The following is a 14,116-nucleotide window of genomic DNA, read 5'->3' as shown; positions in this document are numbered from 1 at the left end:
TATATTTTACCGTTATATAGTGCAAGGTGAACGGTATCCCGAATAAGGGAAAGGTTCCTGGCTGCGGAATGTTATCGTCCGTTTGTGTCATTGACCTTATGATGCCGGGTATGGACGGAAATCTTACGCTTAATCAGATATACCAATGGATGTACGGTCGTATGTAGAATCCCCTAATACCTTCACGATAAAATCCGCTACGTCTGCACGGGAAATCGTTCTTGCCTTTTCCGGTACGCCTGTTGAAGCTTCCTTATAGTTTCCTGTCAAAGCTTTATTCGTTAATCCCATAGGCCTGGCGATTGTATAGTTAAGTTTATTTGCCACAATATAATCCACAGCGCCTTGATGATCCAGAAGAGGATTCTTTAGCATGGTCATGACCAGTTTCCCGCTAATCCCCGGAACTTCTTTGTGAATCCCTGCAGAAGCTGTATAGACGATGCGGGTAATTGAATGCTCCCTCATCCCATCTACTATATTTTTGGTCATCTGCTGCAGCTCCGTAGATTTTTTCATGCCTAGACTAGAGCCTAAGCAGGATACAACTGCCTCATGTCCTGCAATGGCTTGGGCAACCGCCTCTTTATTGAAGCAATCTCCCTGGATAATATGTAGATGCTCATGGTGTATTTGTAACTTTGAAGGTGTACGTACAAATGCAGTAACCTCAAAGTTTTTTTCTAACGCTTGCTTCACGACGCATTGACCTACCCCGCCAGTTGCTCCAAAAATAATAATTTTCATAATACTACTCCATTCATTTTATATTTGGTCAACAACAAATCATGGGGAAATTACGATCTCAGAAGTGAACCCATATATTTGATTATCATATCACTGAATATATACCAAAGCGATTTTGGATACCGGTGTTCCCGAGAAAATTTAGTAAATCTTTAAATGTTCTTTAAAGGATCTTAGAAACTGCTGATTATACTAGGTACATTCACCAGGAACACAACAAAACATATTGGAGGGACTTACAATGAACAACAATCAGAAGAGTAGTCAGAGGGCGAAGAATACAAGGAAGAAGTGGGTAGCCGGTACAGCGATAGCAGCAACTGTATCATTAATGGCGATGGGGACCTCAGCGCTGGCTTCATCCGATAAGGATGCTTTCAAAGAATTTTTCAATGGAAATGCCGGGATTCCGGGACAATCTACGACTTTAATTAACGAGTCTAGAGTAATGGCTGGGATTAAAACAACGGTAGAAGAAAGCATTATTGGTGGAAATAGTGCGGTTATTATCGTTTCTTTTGAGAAGGAAGACGGTACAGTTTTCTCACAGGATGCAGCTATGGCTGCACTTGAACTCAAGTGGGCAAAGGATGCAAGTTACATGGTAGAGCAACGTGTGACAGAGGATGGTAAAAAGATCATCGCCATGTTTGATGTCGATACACCAAGCAGTCTGAAAGGAAAGAAAGTTACGATTAAGGCGGATGCAGTAGTGAATACCGCTACAGAAGCAGTTATTGCTGAAGGACCATTCCATAATACTTTTACAGCACAAGAGAGCGGTACCTCTTTCAATATCGGAATTGATCACACCCTGTCACAGCAACAAGAAGAGATGTCTCTTGAATCGGTTCATATCTCAACGATTGGCATTGGTATTGAAGGGGTACGTACAGATGGGCATAGTGATGAATTACCACAGTACAGCCCTAGAGTTAGCATAACAACATCAGACGGCAAGGAAACCGAGCTTTCTTTAGGCTCCACAAGCTCTTCAAAGCGGGGATTCGAATGGCATTATAACCTGGACAAAGAGGGCAAAAGGGTCTTCCTGGATGCAGCGATGATCATTAGTATATCAGTCGATGGCCAGATCACTCCGGTTACTAACTAAGCATGCGGGCTGGATACAATGGGGCTGTCATCAGTCCCATTGTTCTTGTCCAACTTTGATAATAACTTAGAGGAGGAATTAGATGTGGAACAATCTATTATGTATACAATCCATTCAACATATTTTCTGGTGCCCCTATTCGTATTATTCCTGCTGTACCTGACAGTAAGTGCACTATGGAAAAAAAGGCCGCTTCATGCAGGCCAATATTTAATATTAATAACATTTAGTATTTACTTACTTTGTGTCATCGACCTGGTATTCTTCCCCATCGATGTGAATATCGGCATATATGCCAATCACACTTCTTGGTACAAAACGATTAATTTCATTCCGCTATTAACAATAGATATCAAAACCTTTGTATTAAATGTGATAATGTTCATGCCCTTTGGTGTATATCTGCCACTGCTCCATAAAAAGATTGAGTCTTTAAAAAGCGTAGCGTACTACGGCTTCTTATTCAGTTTATCTATTGAGATACTTCAGATGGTGATCAGAATTACTTTGGGTAATGGCAGGAGCACAGATATCAATGATCTTATTGCCAACACTGTTGGAGCACTTGTGGGGTATATAGTTATAATCAGACTATTACAGAGAAGCCATGGGAATAACTTATTGAATAGGATAAGATTATAACAGGAGACAACGGACATGTTTTGAGGGGAGAATATATGACTACCGAGATACTTATTGTAGACGATGATCATGAGATTGCAGGGTTAATCGGGGTATATCTGCGCAATGAAGGCTATCATATTCATACAGCGCAGGATGGAATTGAGGCCCTTCAATTCATGGAGCGCCACTCTATTGACCTCGTGATCTTAGATATTATGATGCCCAAAATGAATGGACTTGAAGTATGCCGGGAAATTCGCAAAGAGCAGGAAACTCCAGTCTTGATGTTAAGTGCAAAGGCAGAGGATATGGATAAAATTATGGGTTTGATGACGGGTGCGGATGACTATATGATCAAGCCCTTTAATCCATTGGAATTAACAGCGAGAGTAAAGGCGCTGCTGCGCAGAGCTAATTATCACCCGGCGGCGAAAGATCCGGATTGTATCTATATTCACTCCTTAACCATTGATAAACAAAGTCACACGGTTCATGCGCAGGGGCAGGAAATAAGGCTGACCTCTATTGAATTTGATATTTTATATTTGCTGGCCAAGAATCGCGGAAGAGTATTCGGATCAGAAGAAATTTTTGAAAAGGTATGGAATGAAACGGGGGCCGGATCGAACAAAACCGTTATGGTTCATATTAGTAACCTGAGAGATAAAATTGCTGCGGCAACAGGAGAAACGGTGATTCAAACGGTCTGGGGAGTTGGCTATAAAATTGAAAAATAATACGTTTTTTATAATGAAAACAATCCCGGTTTGGAGAGCCATTCTCTATGTTCTGCTGTCGCTAATAGCATCAACGCTGACAGCGGCTATTCTATATTCTTCACTTTATAGTTATCAGAAACAGTCAGGTGCGGTAGCTTTTATATTCAATGCCGTTTCTTCTCTCAGGGGTGTACTTGTACCTTTGATGTTTGGGTTGTTTGTCTGTTTCTATCTGTTCCTGTTCTATAAGATGGAAAAGAGACGCTATATTTCAACTGAGTTTAACCGTATGATACGTGAGGTTGAGCTTATTGCGAACGGTAATTTTGATCATAAAATAGAAGAGCGGGCAGAGAACGGGTTAGATAAACTTGCTACCCATATTAATAATGTTGTAATTCAAGCCCGGAAGGCCATTGAGGAAGAGCGGAGATCAGAACAGATCAAAAATGATTTGGTGACAAATGTTGCCCATGACCTTAGATCCCCTCTAACCTCTATCATCGGATACTTGAATCTTATCAATGAGGATGAATACAGGGACGAAGTGGAGCTTCGTGCTTATATACAGATTGTGTATGCCAAGGTTGAACGCCTGCATCATGTATTAAATGATCTGTTTGAATATACCTATGTCCAAAATAAAGAAACTCTTGTAAATGATCAATCCATTAATATTGAAGAAATGATTAATCAATTAGTTGTACAACATAGGATTCAAATGCAGGAAGCGGACATGCACATGAGGACATTTATAACGGCTGATCACCCTGTCATCATAGGCGATGGCAATAAAATAGCCAGGGTGTTTGAAAATCTCATTCAAAACGCCATACGGTATGGAAAAGAAGGAAGATACATTGACCTTATAGTAAGAGATTCGAGCCAATCCGTTCAAGTTGAAGTGAATAATTACGGCAAAGCAATACCCAGTGTGGATCTCCCCTATATTTTTGAGAGATTCTATAGAGTAGAAAAGTCACGTTCCGAATACACGGGCGGATCAGGCCTAGGACTTGCAATTGCCAAAAGTATCGTTACATTACATGGCGGGGAGATTGAAGCCAAAAGCTCGCTGGGGAAGACGTCTTTTGTCGTTACTTTATTGAAAAAAATATAAAACTCTGAATTACTGTCATGGAGAAGGCATCTTCAAGAGGAGGAAACGTAACATGAGCCAAAAGCATGGAATAGATATGCTTGAGGAGCTGCGTTCTGAACTAACCGGATATTGTTACCGGATGATGGGGTCCATCTTTGAAGCGGAAGATGCAGTGCAGGATACCCTGCTCCGGGCCTGGCAGAGCTGGGACAAGATCCGGCAGGATTCTTCCCGTAAGTCTTGGGTGTACCGGATTGCCACTAATATTTGTTTGGACAGGCTGAGGAATGCCAAGCGGCGGGCACTTCCGATGGATCTCTCTGAACCCGCGGCTATTATTAAGGAGCCCAGTGACAGCTTGCCCCGGGATTCCTGGATATGGCCGGCCCCCGATAACGCTATCGACCCGGCCAACATCGTGGTCAGCAGGGAAACCGTCCGGTTATCCTTTATTGCGATCCTGCAAATACTGCCGCCCCGGCAACGCGCTGTACTGATCCTGCTTGATGTCTTCCGGTGGTCGGCTAACGAGGCAGCACATGCGATGGGAATGACCACGGCAGCCGTCAACAGTGCAGTGCAACGGGCCCGGTCGGGTATCGCCCGGTCCAATCTCCGGTCCGAGGAGTTACAAGGGGGAGATGCCCAGGCAGACCAACAACTGCTTGCAAGTTATATGGAAGCCTTCGAACGGTATGATATTGATGCATTATTGGCCTTATTCCACGAGAACGGCAGCTTGTCGATGCCGCCATTTACGATGTGGGTTCGCGGCAGCTCTAATCTGTCGTCATTCTACACTATTACACGCAGCCATTGTTTGGGCTCCAGATTGCTGCCGGTCCGGGCTAACGGGGATTGCCCCGCTTTTGCCCAGTATGTACCCGCCGGACCGGAGGGACGGCTGGTTCCGTGGAGCATTCATATTCCAGAGCTGGAACTGGGGAAGATCGCTCATATCCATCATTTCATTGATCCTGAGTTATTCGTGCGATTTGGATTGCCGGCAGATTTGGACGCGAGGCAGAATTTTTCAATCGGCCGATGAGTTTGCGGCGGCCGGATCGTCTATACTAATGAATCACAAATGCGGGTTCAATTCAAACTCAAGGAGGAACAATCTTATGACGGTAAAACTTACCCCTTACATTACTTTGGAGGGCCGGGTAAAGGAAGCCATTCAGTTCTATGAACAAGCCATCGGCGCACAAATCCTCTCTATGATGACTTACGGTGACATGCCGGACATGCCCGGTACGTTCACGGACGATCTGAGGAGTCTTGTAGCACACGCCAAGTTAAAGGTTGGAGGTACGGAGCTTATGTTATCCGATACTCCAGGCGGTTCGCCTGCTGGAAACGGGAAACGGGTTACTATCTGCATTACAACGAATGATGTAGAAGAATCCAAACGGATCTATGAAGCCTTGCGGCAGGAGGGCCAGGTCAATATGCCGTTTAAAGAAGAACCCTTCAGCCCCGGGTTTGGTGATGTAACGGATAAATTCGGCGTGACCTTTCAAATATATACGGAGCTTGAAGATTAAATTACGGGTAAAGAGTTGCGCCGGATGAGGGTGCAGCTCTTTTTTTAAATATAAGAATTTATATGTTTCACGCTAAAAATTATCCTTCTATTTCTCGCTGGAACGGTACCGTCCTTGATAAGGACGGCGAAGCCGTTTCTGCTTGATATCCTTTTTTGGCGTCTCTACATACCATACCCGGTCTGTTCTTTAATAGGTATATCTATCATGTATAATGTGAATTTATGTCGAATTAAGTTGAAAAAAGGTGCTGCGATTATCGCTTAATTGCTATGCGGGTGCTTGGCTTCCTGTATAATTTACGAATATGCAGATAGTTGAAGCTGCTGATTCCTGATCGTAATCAATCCCTCACGAAAGAGAGTAGTGACTATGAAATCCATCGCCTGGGTAACCGACAGCACCAGCACAATTGATTCTGAATTTGCCATGAATAACCATGTTTATATTGTTCCACTACGTCTAATTGTCAATAATGAATGCTATAAAGAAAATATCGAAATCAGCGCTGATCAGTTCTATGATAAAATGCGCCAGAATGGCAAGGTTAGCAGCTCCCAGCCGCCGATCGGTGAGTTCGTGGAATTATACGAGCGCCTAAAGGAAGAGTATGACGAAATTATAGCAATACATTGTTCCTCTGAGCTTAGCGGTACGTTCCATACTTCGATGCAGGCGGCAGAGATCGCTGGAGTTGCCGTAATTGGCATTGATTCAAGAGTGGGCGCTTACCCGATCCGTGAGATGATTATGCGCGGCGTTCACTGGCAGCAGGCAGGGTACTCTGCGCTGGAGATCAGGAGCAGAATTGAAAATATCATTGAAGAGATGTCTTTTTACCTAATCCCTGCGAGTCTGAGCCAGTTGCACCGCAGCGGGCGGCTCTCCGGCTCTCAGCTCGTGCTTGGCCAGCTGATGCGGATTCATCTGCTGCTGAAGTTCGATGAAGGCAAAATTATTGTCGTGGACAAAATTCGCACCTTCAAGAAGACGAAGCAGAAATTGCTGGAGACACTCCACCAGGATATCCGTCTGATCCAAGATATCTGCATTATGCATGCCAACAATATGGAGGAGGCGCTGAGCCTGGAGTCGGCCATCAAAGAAATGTCGCCTTCAGTGCATACAGAAATCATGACTTTTGTTCCGGTGGTAGGCGTTCATATGGGCGAAGGAACACTGGCACTTTCATGGATCAAACATTCAGCCATCAACAGTATTACTGTTCAGGATAAAGTGCTGGAGCCTGTGCTCGGGGCTACGAGTTAAGCAGGGAGACTGAATGACGGATAAAGAGCTGCACCCGGTGAGGGTGCGGCTCCTTTTTGATAGATAAGAATTTATATATTTTGGGGTCCCCGCAAAGCACCTGTATTATCATCGAAGCTTAAGCCCCACTGTGTGGGGTTATTCTTTGTGAAGTCTGAATTTACGTCAGGCGCATGTACAATGGGCATCCGCCCAAGCGCCCTCTCCGCGAATGCATATGATGATTATGCCTACTCACTTGAAAGGAGCGATCACATATGGGATTTTTTCCAACACCGGGAACCGGGGGCGGATTTCCGGGGATTCCGGGAGGACCTGGAGGACCTGGGTTTCCAGGTGGAGGTCCCGGCGGATTTCCGGGGACTCCGGGACCTCCGGGAGGCGGACCGGGAGGCGTTCAGGCGCCGACGTCCCCTCCGCCGCAATTCGTGCCGCAAATGCCGGTTACCACATTCGCCATCGACCCTGGAGGAATTAGACGCTGCCTGTTCCGCAACACATACATTTGGCTGAACAATGGCGAGCAATTCTGGTTCTTCCCGATATTCGTCGGGCGCAGTTCAATTGCAGGGTTCCGGTGGACCGGTTTCTTCTGGACATACTTCGGCATTGATCTGAACCGGGTCAGCTCGTTCACCTGCTTCTGAGGCAGACAGCGGAAGAGAACAGCATAAGGGCTGTTCTCTTTGTTGCGGTACTTATATAATTGGCATATATATCTATAGCAGTAATGACCAGGAGGATGGTATGCAATTTCAACCCATGTATGAAGGCGGGGAATTATACCTGCCGGAGATCGAATTCAATATGACACCGGGCCAGCCGGTTGGCATTATAACGGACTTGAAGCGGAAGCAGCTTGTAATGAATCAATTAGCGGAGCATGCCGGGTTTTATTTATTTCGGGTGCAGCAGGGCGAGTACATGCGCTTAACGGTAGAGGAGCTAATCACATTTTTAATTGATGTGTCGGAGAGGAAGGAGCATGCCGCTTCGCTCATGGAGTATTTTGCATTAAAAGAAGAACGGAAGGTAAAAATCAAGGATCTCAGCCCGTCCAAGAGGGTGTATGTAACCTTGCTGCGTGTCTTTTTTGCGTATCAGCCTGCACTTGTCCTGGAGGAGCCCTACTTTTACCTGGAAGAACAGGACCGCCGTCAATTCAAACGGATTCTGGATGACTTGTCGGGAGACAAGCAGATTCTAATCCTGACCTCGAATTTAGAGGATGCCCTGATTTCCTGTGATGTCATTTACCGGTTGAACGAGTCCGGATTCCATCCGCTCGATATCCGGGACTCCGAAGAGGACAAGCAGGATGTACATAAGCAGGACGAGCCTAATATCACCTTGCAGAAGATCTCTACCAAACGCAATGACAAGGTGATTTTATTTAATCCGCCTGAAATCGATTTTATAGAAAGTGTAGAGGGTTCGATTCTTGTTCATGTGGGCGGGGAGAATTATGATTGTGCGCTGACGCTGACCGAGCTGGAGCAGAGGTTATTGAATTTCGGGTTCTTCAGGTGTCACCGCTCCTACATCGTTAATCTGCAAAAGGTAAGAGAGATTATTACCTGGACGAAGAATAGCTACAGCCTGCGGTTAAACACAAGCCAGGATGCCGTGGTTCCGTTATCCCGTTCCAAATTGCAGGAATTAAAGGCACTGCTGAAGATTTAAATGGTACCGTTCAGCCGGTTACAGCTACATTTCGGCGGGTTTTGATGGCAGGAAGCATGCATTCTTTATATATTTATGCCATCAACGCTAAGGATGTGGAGTTCATGGATGTGATCCAGGTAGAACGTATCCGTAAGAGATTTGGACAGAGGGATGCGCTAACAGATGTATCTTTTTCTATTCCTAAGGGAGAAATTTTTGGGTTCCTCGGCCCGAGCGGCTCAGGCAAAACTACATTGATCAAGATTCTAACGGCACAGTTAAATCCGACCAGCGGACAGGCCAGTGTATTTAACGAGCCGGCGGATAGGATGCGGCAGTCTGCCCAGAAGATGCGTTTCGGCATTCTGACGGATAACAGCGGCCTCTATGAGCGGTTGTCGGTTGAGGAGAATCTGGAGCTGTACCGTAAGTTATATGATCTTCCCAAAGCTGCAGTCGATAAGGTGCTGCAGTTTGTGAACTTAAGCGGGGAGCGCAAAAAGAAAGTCAATCTTTTATCGAAAGGGATGCGTCAGCGTGTTACGCTGGCCTGCGCGATTATCCATGAGCCGGAATTATTATTCTTAGATGAGCCTACCTCGGCGTTGGACCCGGTGAACTCCGCACATATTTATAAAGGCTTGCGCTACCTGAATGAGAAAGGGACAACGATTTTTCTGACTACGCATGATATGGCTGAAGCAGAATTGATGTGCAACCGTGTAGCCATTCTGTATCAGGGACAAATTCAGGTCATCGGCTCACCAAAGGAACTTAAACGGCAGCACCGGAAGAATGCAGTTAGTGTTGACTTAACCAACGGGGAAGCCTATGAGCTTCCAATCGGTGAGGAGACGGCGGATCGGATCGCGGATTGGATGAAGCGGGGGCTCATTGACCGGATCGAGACGAAAGAGCCCAGTCTCGGTGATATTTTCATTAAAATGACAGGAAGTGAGCTGCTATGAGTATCTCATTGAAACGGGCCCGGGCGATATTTGTGAAGGATTACAAAGAGTTCTCGCGCAATTACGCGATCTCGATTATTCTGGTATTTCCTATACTCTTCGCATTTCTTTTTCGAAGTGCAGGCTCAGCCTTACCTGGAGCGATCGGTTTTCTTCTGAATACATCGTTAGTGATCCTGACGAGTATGGCACAAGCCTGCCTGATCGCAGAGGAGAAGGAGCGTAACACTTTAAGGTCATTAATGCTGACTCCGGCCACGGCCATGGATGTTCTGATCGGAAAAAGCAGCCTGGTCTTTGTCATGTCCGCTGTTGTTCTGGCTATTTCAACATATATATTGGGCTATGAGCCGGCTAATATAGGAACGTTTACGGCAGCAATCATTCTGTCAATTATTCTATACACGGCAGCCGGTACAATCTGCGGTTTATTCTCCAAGACGGTGCTTGAAGCCTCATTATCTATACTCCCGGTGGCGTTCATATTCACCGGTGCACCCTGGGGAGCAGTACTGGCCAAGGATTACCCGGTCTTCAAGGTGCTGGATTACATGCCAAGCAGCCAGCTTGTGCATTTGCTGGGTCTAAGCGATACAGGATATACAACGGGAGATGTCTTGAAACCCCTTCTCATCATTTTGGCATGGACGGTTGTATTAACGGTTGTGTCGGTTGTTCTGTATGTGCGGCGGTTGAAGGACGAGTAGGGGACTGGGCGGAAGGGACTTTAGCCAGCCTCCGGTGGGTCTTTGGTAGGTCCGAAACAAGCGGCCGGCTGAGACTATACGACGATTATTGTCCAGTTGCGGTTCTGATGTTGTCATAACGGGGCACGCGGGGTAATAAAGATGATTAGAACTTACGAATTTGGCTGAATTTGGAGTAGGGGCCAAGGAAACGGAGGGAAAGATCATGGCGGCACAGACAGTATCAGGCATCAGCTCCGTACAGCCCATTGCGGCCTATGGCGGTACACAGAGTGATGTCAGTTCCCTGGAGAAGCAGCGCAACCAGCTGATGATGGAACTGGATAAAGTGAATGCGGCACAGGGAAGTCAGATGCAGACTCCGTACCGGCGGGAGCAGCTGCAGCGGCAAATCCGGCTGCTGGAGTCCCAGCTCGTACTAAAGAGCGGAAGCAGCACCCCTGCCAATTTCGTACCGGCATCTCCGCTTCAGGATCACCTCCCCCTCTGGCGCAATGAAGGAACGGGAGGCTTCAAGGGTATCGGTCTCACCGATCCCCGGACGGCGACGGTGGACGCGGATGGCCATTTCAACGCATTAATATAAGCTGGAGAGTGAAGGTGCGGCGAGCGTCTGGTGATGAACCGGGCTTGTCGCACCTTTTTTGTGTGAAGAGGCGGGCCTATAGGAATGGGAAAAAGGAGCGCAATAGACCGCGCTTCCTTGGCGGAGACGTCAGCCTGCCGGCGGCAACCGGATGAAGCTCTTCATACGTGGAGAGGGAGTTACTGCCGGGCTTCTGCATCGTTTCCAGCGTTGCGGATAATTGTTTAATCATTACACGCATATCCTCAAGTTCAGCACGCTGCTGGAGCAACTGAATCGAAACTACCTCGTTTGCTTTCTGATCCAGCGCGTGTTCAATATACCCGATCCGGGACCATATTTTATTCATAGGGTCACCGTCTGTATCAGGGCTTAGATTCTCTTGCAGCGGGCCCCTTGGCAGGTTGTCATTCGTGAGATCCAGATGGATGCATTCCAGTGCTTCCCCCTGATTAATACGGCCTTTAATATGATTGAGCTGGCTGATCTGCCGCTCCGAGAAGGTATAATGTCCAAGACGGTCCTTTGGAAAGAAATCGGGGAACATGGCCGCCCAGCGTTTGATCGTAGTCTGGCTAACGGACAGCAGCTCCGCAGCTTCCTTTGTTTTCAGAATTTCCATTTCAATCCCTCCAGTTTAGTAGTCCTTCTATGAGTAATTCGTTGTTCTTTGGCGGCCCCCTGCACAGGTGACAAAGGAAGTGCTGATTCGCTAAGCAAAGTGTTATTACGACTTTTCCTGCTCTACAGAGAGCGGTGTAGTTCATACAGCACAGTATAATTGTATCCCTGGAGAGTGGGCCTGCCACGCTCCTTTCTTCATGGACCAGGATTATAGTAAGAAATAACTCCGTAGGTGAGGGCATGTTATGAAAGCGGTTACTTATTTGAGGTTGTCCTGCCCGTTTCACCATGCATAAGGAGCCAATATGGATCTAGAGGAGGTATGTGGAAGCCAAAGTGAAGTTCCCATCGCGAATGCCAATGCCGGCATCCTCTTCCGGGTGCAGGATGCCAATAACTATTATATGTACCGGATGAATGTGAACGACAAGAAGCTGGAGCTGTTCAAGGCGGTAGACGGTCCTGACAGCGGAGGGCTATAATCAGGGCAACACATCGCCAATCATCGGCGACGAGCGGCATCAACCGTTAGCGTGGAACTCCACGGAGGCAGGCAAGTCGGGAACGTTTACCGTTACTGATCTGGTATATGAGGCCGAGTACCTTCCCTCTGTAGCAGGTGATTTCAAGATAACGGTGACCTATCTGAAGCAGATATGGGACGGAACGTCCTGGACGGATACCGCTATAACGGATACCCTGACTGTGGACCTCACTGTAAGTCTGGCACCTGAACCCGGTGAAGATGAAGACACACTTATAGTGAACGCGGAATAATTAGCTTTTAAATTGTTCTGAACATATCTTAATCCTGGCTGATAAGAGGGATACTTCTTATGCGCTGGGATTTTTTCTGTGGAAATTATAATATAAGTGCAACCCGTTCCAACAATTCCCTACTGTATAGATAAGAGATTAAAAGGAGAATGACAGATGGAAGATCAGGGAATAGTCCGCCTATACTTACAGCGTTCACAGCAGGCCATTGTAGAGACCAAGGATAAATACGGGGCTTACTGCAGAGTGATTGCCCGAAACATCCTATCCAATCTCTCAGATATTGATGAATGTGAGAATGATACATACCTGGCAGCGTGGAATGCAATTCCGCCAACGATGCCCAGGAAGCTATCTGTATTTCTAGGAAGAATTACACGTAATATAGCGCTCGATAGATATAGCTATATTACAGCCAAGAAACGCAACCGTCAGTTTGATGCCATTCTAACCGAACTGGAAGGGTGCATAGCTTCCCCGGATACGGTAGAAGGAGAATATGAAGCGGGTGAAACCGCAAGCTTGATCAACGAATTTCTATATGGCATAGAGGAGCAAGCCAGAAATATATTTATTAGGCGGTACTGGTATTCAGATTCTATAGAGGAACTTGCTATGAGATTTCAGATGAGCAGCAGTAAGGTGAAGTCCATTCTTTTCAGAACAAGAAATAAGCTCAGAGTTCATTTAGCCAAGGGGGGAGTTCGCCTGTGAAAAGAGAAGAGTTATTCCGCGAGATCGGACTTATTGATGAGGATTTAATTGAAGCAGCCGGATCGAGCGGAGCGGAGAAAAGGAAAAAAGGCTTTTCTAAAAAGTGGGTGGCTCTGGTTGCTTGTCTTGTGCTCTATAGCTCAACCGCTTCTGCGCTATTAGCAACCGAATATTATAAGAATCAAAACGCAGAGCCGTACATCCGTTATCTGAGAGCTGAAGACATGGAGTTACTGCCCGTTCCTAAGTATGATGGGATGAAATTTCTGCAGGCCCTCAAAAGTGACAATGAAGAACATGTATATATTGCTATTAATAGACTGGTGGAAGGCTTCAATGATCCAAGCTTACGAGCAAAGGCATTAAATAAACTTCAGCCGTTTGCACGAAATGAGAATCCCAAAATCGCCGATGCGGCTGCTTTTGCCATAGATATTCTGTCCTTAAGTTACCGGAGTACGTATATTGTTAAACTGGCAGACGGGAGTATGTTATTTACGTTATTTAATCATTATTCGGATTATGGAAGCCAGAATGTCCTATGGAGGATCAAAGACAATAAGCTGGAGGAATATTCAAGCTTCTCTGCACCTTCTATGTATATCACAGATATGATTCCTTCACCCGATAAGAAGTTAGTTGCGGTCGTCACCAGCTCTAATAAAAGTGAATTTGTGCAGATTATTAATGTGGAGGAAGGAAGAACCAGTCCAGAATTAATAGAATCCGCAAGAGTCAAATATGGGGCGGAGCAAGGAATAGACACATGGATCCGCCCGGATTATGAAAATTATAGTGATGCCAGTAACATCGTCTGGAAGGACAATGATACCTTGGAGTTCAAGGGTTCCCTGGCCTATCAGGATACGGAGATTATAGAGAATGTCAGTGTAACTTACCAGTTTAGCAGCAAGGTAATGGAAGTGACCAAACTTAACTAGTCTGCGCAATGC

Annotated in this window: 18 protein-coding genes; 16 read left to right on the top strand and 2 right to left on the bottom strand. The window is 46.1% G+C overall.

Translation table 11 applies throughout. From position 1 onward, the window contains the following. Positions 1-129 precede the first annotated feature (129 nt). Entirely contained in the window at positions 130-747 is a 618-nt protein-coding gene (locus R50912_RS32425; protein WP_042241056.1) for an NAD(P)-dependent oxidoreductase, read from the bottom strand. Between the two features lie 241 nt (positions 748-988). On the opposite strand from R50912_RS32425, the gene R50912_RS32420 reads away from it, so the two are divergent. The 12 genes from R50912_RS32420 (at position 989) to R50912_RS32365 (ending at position 11,048) form a co-directional block, all read left to right on the top strand. Beyond that, positions 989-1,861, top strand: coding sequence for a hypothetical protein (locus R50912_RS32420; RefSeq protein ID WP_052416806.1), 873 nt, complete (start codon positions 989-991; stop codon positions 1,859-1,861). Between the two features lie 84 nt (positions 1,862-1,945). After that, entirely contained in the window at positions 1,946-2,503 is a 558-nt protein-coding gene (locus R50912_RS32415; RefSeq protein WP_231637750.1) for a VanZ family protein, read from the top strand. Between the two features lie 35 nt (positions 2,504-2,538). Beyond that, complete coding sequence (locus tag R50912_RS32410) at positions 2,539-3,222, top strand: response regulator transcription factor (protein WP_042241053.1); 684 nt, start codon at positions 2,539-2,541, stop codon at positions 3,220-3,222. Next, positions 3,212-4,324, top strand: a complete 1,113-nt coding sequence (locus R50912_RS32405; protein ID WP_042243824.1) for a sensor histidine kinase — start codon at positions 3,212-3,214, stop codon at positions 4,322-4,324. The genes R50912_RS32410 and R50912_RS32405 overlap by 11 nt, the downstream gene beginning before the upstream one ends. Before the next feature lie 52 nt (positions 4,325-4,376). Next, entirely contained in the window at positions 4,377-5,354 is a 978-nt protein-coding gene (locus R50912_RS32400; protein ID WP_042241051.1) for a sigma-70 family RNA polymerase sigma factor, read from the top strand. Between the two features lie 76 nt (positions 5,355-5,430). Further along, complete coding sequence (locus tag R50912_RS32395; RefSeq protein WP_042241049.1) at positions 5,431-5,853, top strand: VOC family protein; 423 nt, start codon at positions 5,431-5,433, stop codon at positions 5,851-5,853. Positions 5,854-6,225: 372 nt separating this feature from the next. Then, positions 6,226-7,122 carry a DegV family protein gene (locus R50912_RS32390; protein ID WP_042241046.1) on the top strand — a complete coding sequence of 299 codons (897 nt, stop codon included), beginning with the start codon at positions 6,226-6,228 and terminating at the stop codon, positions 7,120-7,122. A 257-nt stretch (positions 7,123-7,379) separates the two neighbouring features. Next, the gene (locus tag R50912_RS32385; protein ID WP_042140528.1) at positions 7,380-7,769 is read left to right on the top strand and encodes a hypothetical protein; all 390 of its coding nucleotides are present in this window, start codon (positions 7,380-7,382) and stop codon (positions 7,767-7,769) included. Positions 7,770-7,869: 100 nt separating this feature from the next. Next, complete coding sequence (locus R50912_RS32380) at positions 7,870-8,805, top strand: LytTR family DNA-binding domain-containing protein (RefSeq protein WP_042241044.1); 936 nt, start codon at positions 7,870-7,872, stop codon at positions 8,803-8,805. Positions 8,806-8,909: 104 nt separating this feature from the next. Continuing rightward, a complete protein-coding gene (locus R50912_RS32375) occupies positions 8,910-9,755 on the top strand; it encodes an ABC transporter ATP-binding protein (protein WP_042243821.1) in 846 nt (281 codons plus the stop codon). Continuing rightward, positions 9,752-10,462, top strand: a complete 711-nt coding sequence (locus tag R50912_RS32370; protein ID WP_042241042.1) for an ABC transporter permease — start codon at positions 9,752-9,754, stop codon at positions 10,460-10,462. Before R50912_RS32375 ends, R50912_RS32370 begins: the two co-directional genes overlap by 4 nt. 205 nt (positions 10,463-10,667) lie before the next feature. Beyond that, positions 10,668-11,048 carry a hypothetical protein gene (locus tag R50912_RS32365; protein ID WP_042140525.1) on the top strand — a complete coding sequence of 127 codons (381 nt, stop codon included), beginning with the start codon at positions 10,668-10,670 and terminating at the stop codon, positions 11,046-11,048. 76 nt (positions 11,049-11,124) lie between these two features. On the opposite strand, the gene R50912_RS32360 is transcribed toward R50912_RS32365, so the two are convergent. Further along, entirely contained in the window at positions 11,125-11,670 is a 546-nt protein-coding gene (locus tag R50912_RS32360; protein ID WP_042241039.1) for a MerR family transcriptional regulator, read from the bottom strand. Positions 11,671-11,977: 307 nt separating this feature from the next. On the opposite strand from R50912_RS32360, the gene R50912_RS35470 reads away from it, so the two are divergent. The 4 genes from R50912_RS35470 (at position 11,978) to R50912_RS32350 (ending at position 14,104) form a co-directional block, all read left to right on the top strand. Continuing rightward, the gene (locus R50912_RS35470; RefSeq protein ID WP_156123434.1) at positions 11,978-12,154 is read left to right on the top strand and encodes a hypothetical protein; all 177 of its coding nucleotides are present in this window, start codon (positions 11,978-11,980) and stop codon (positions 12,152-12,154) included. Positions 12,155-12,308: 154 nt separating this feature from the next. Beyond that, positions 12,309-12,449 (top strand): hypothetical protein, encoded by a 141-nt coding sequence (locus tag R50912_RS35465; protein WP_156123433.1) that lies wholly within the window; start codon positions 12,309-12,311, stop codon positions 12,447-12,449. Between the two features lie 156 nt (positions 12,450-12,605). Continuing rightward, positions 12,606-13,163, top strand: a complete 558-nt coding sequence (locus R50912_RS32355) for an RNA polymerase sigma factor (protein ID WP_042241036.1) — start codon at positions 12,606-12,608, stop codon at positions 13,161-13,163. Then, positions 13,160-14,104, top strand: coding sequence for a hypothetical protein (locus tag R50912_RS32350; RefSeq protein ID WP_042241034.1), 945 nt, complete (start codon positions 13,160-13,162; stop codon positions 14,102-14,104). Before R50912_RS32355 ends, R50912_RS32350 begins: the two co-directional genes overlap by 4 nt. The last annotated feature ends 12 nt before the right edge of the window (positions 14,105-14,116 follow it).

The organism is Paenibacillus sp. FSL R5-0912 (assembly GCF_000758605.1).
In the GTDB taxonomy this organism is placed as follows: Bacteria; Bacillota; Bacilli; order Paenibacillales; family Paenibacillaceae; genus Paenibacillus_AQ.
Note: the sequence above shows the minus strand (reverse complement) of the source record. Positions and strands in the feature narration are given on the sequence as shown.

Coding starts and splice junctions, on each gene's coding strand:
- R50912_RS32425 (WP_042241056.1), bottom strand. CDS start 747: ATGAAAATTATTATTTTTGGAGCAACTGGCGGGGTAGGTCAATGCGTC.
- R50912_RS32420 (WP_052416806.1), top strand. CDS start 989: ATGAACAACAATCAGAAGAGTAGTCAGAGGGCGAAGAATACAAGGAAG.
- R50912_RS32410 (WP_042241053.1), top strand. CDS start 2,539: ATGACTACCGAGATACTTATTGTAGACGATGATCATGAGATTGCAGGG.
- R50912_RS32400 (WP_042241051.1), top strand. CDS start 4,377: ATGAGCCAAAAGCATGGAATAGATATGCTTGAGGAGCTGCGTTCTGAA.
- R50912_RS32395 (WP_042241049.1), top strand. CDS start 5,431: ATGACGGTAAAACTTACCCCTTACATTACTTTGGAGGGCCGGGTAAAG.
- R50912_RS32390 (WP_042241046.1), top strand. CDS start 6,226: ATGAAATCCATCGCCTGGGTAACCGACAGCACCAGCACAATTGATTCT.
- R50912_RS32385 (WP_042140528.1), top strand. CDS start 7,380: ATGGGATTTTTTCCAACACCGGGAACCGGGGGCGGATTTCCGGGGATT.
- R50912_RS32380 (WP_042241044.1), top strand. CDS start 7,870: ATGCAATTTCAACCCATGTATGAAGGCGGGGAATTATACCTGCCGGAG.
- R50912_RS32375 (WP_042243821.1), top strand. CDS start 8,910: ATGGATGTGATCCAGGTAGAACGTATCCGTAAGAGATTTGGACAGAGG.
- R50912_RS32370 (WP_042241042.1), top strand. CDS start 9,752: ATGAGTATCTCATTGAAACGGGCCCGGGCGATATTTGTGAAGGATTAC.
- R50912_RS32365 (WP_042140525.1), top strand. CDS start 10,668: ATGGCGGCACAGACAGTATCAGGCATCAGCTCCGTACAGCCCATTGCG.
- R50912_RS32360 (WP_042241039.1), bottom strand. CDS start 11,670: ATGGAAATTCTGAAAACAAAGGAAGCTGCGGAGCTGCTGTCCGTTAGC.
- R50912_RS35470 (WP_156123434.1), top strand. CDS start 11,978: ATGGATCTAGAGGAGGTATGTGGAAGCCAAAGTGAAGTTCCCATCGCG.
- R50912_RS32355 (WP_042241036.1), top strand. CDS start 12,606: ATGGAAGATCAGGGAATAGTCCGCCTATACTTACAGCGTTCACAGCAG.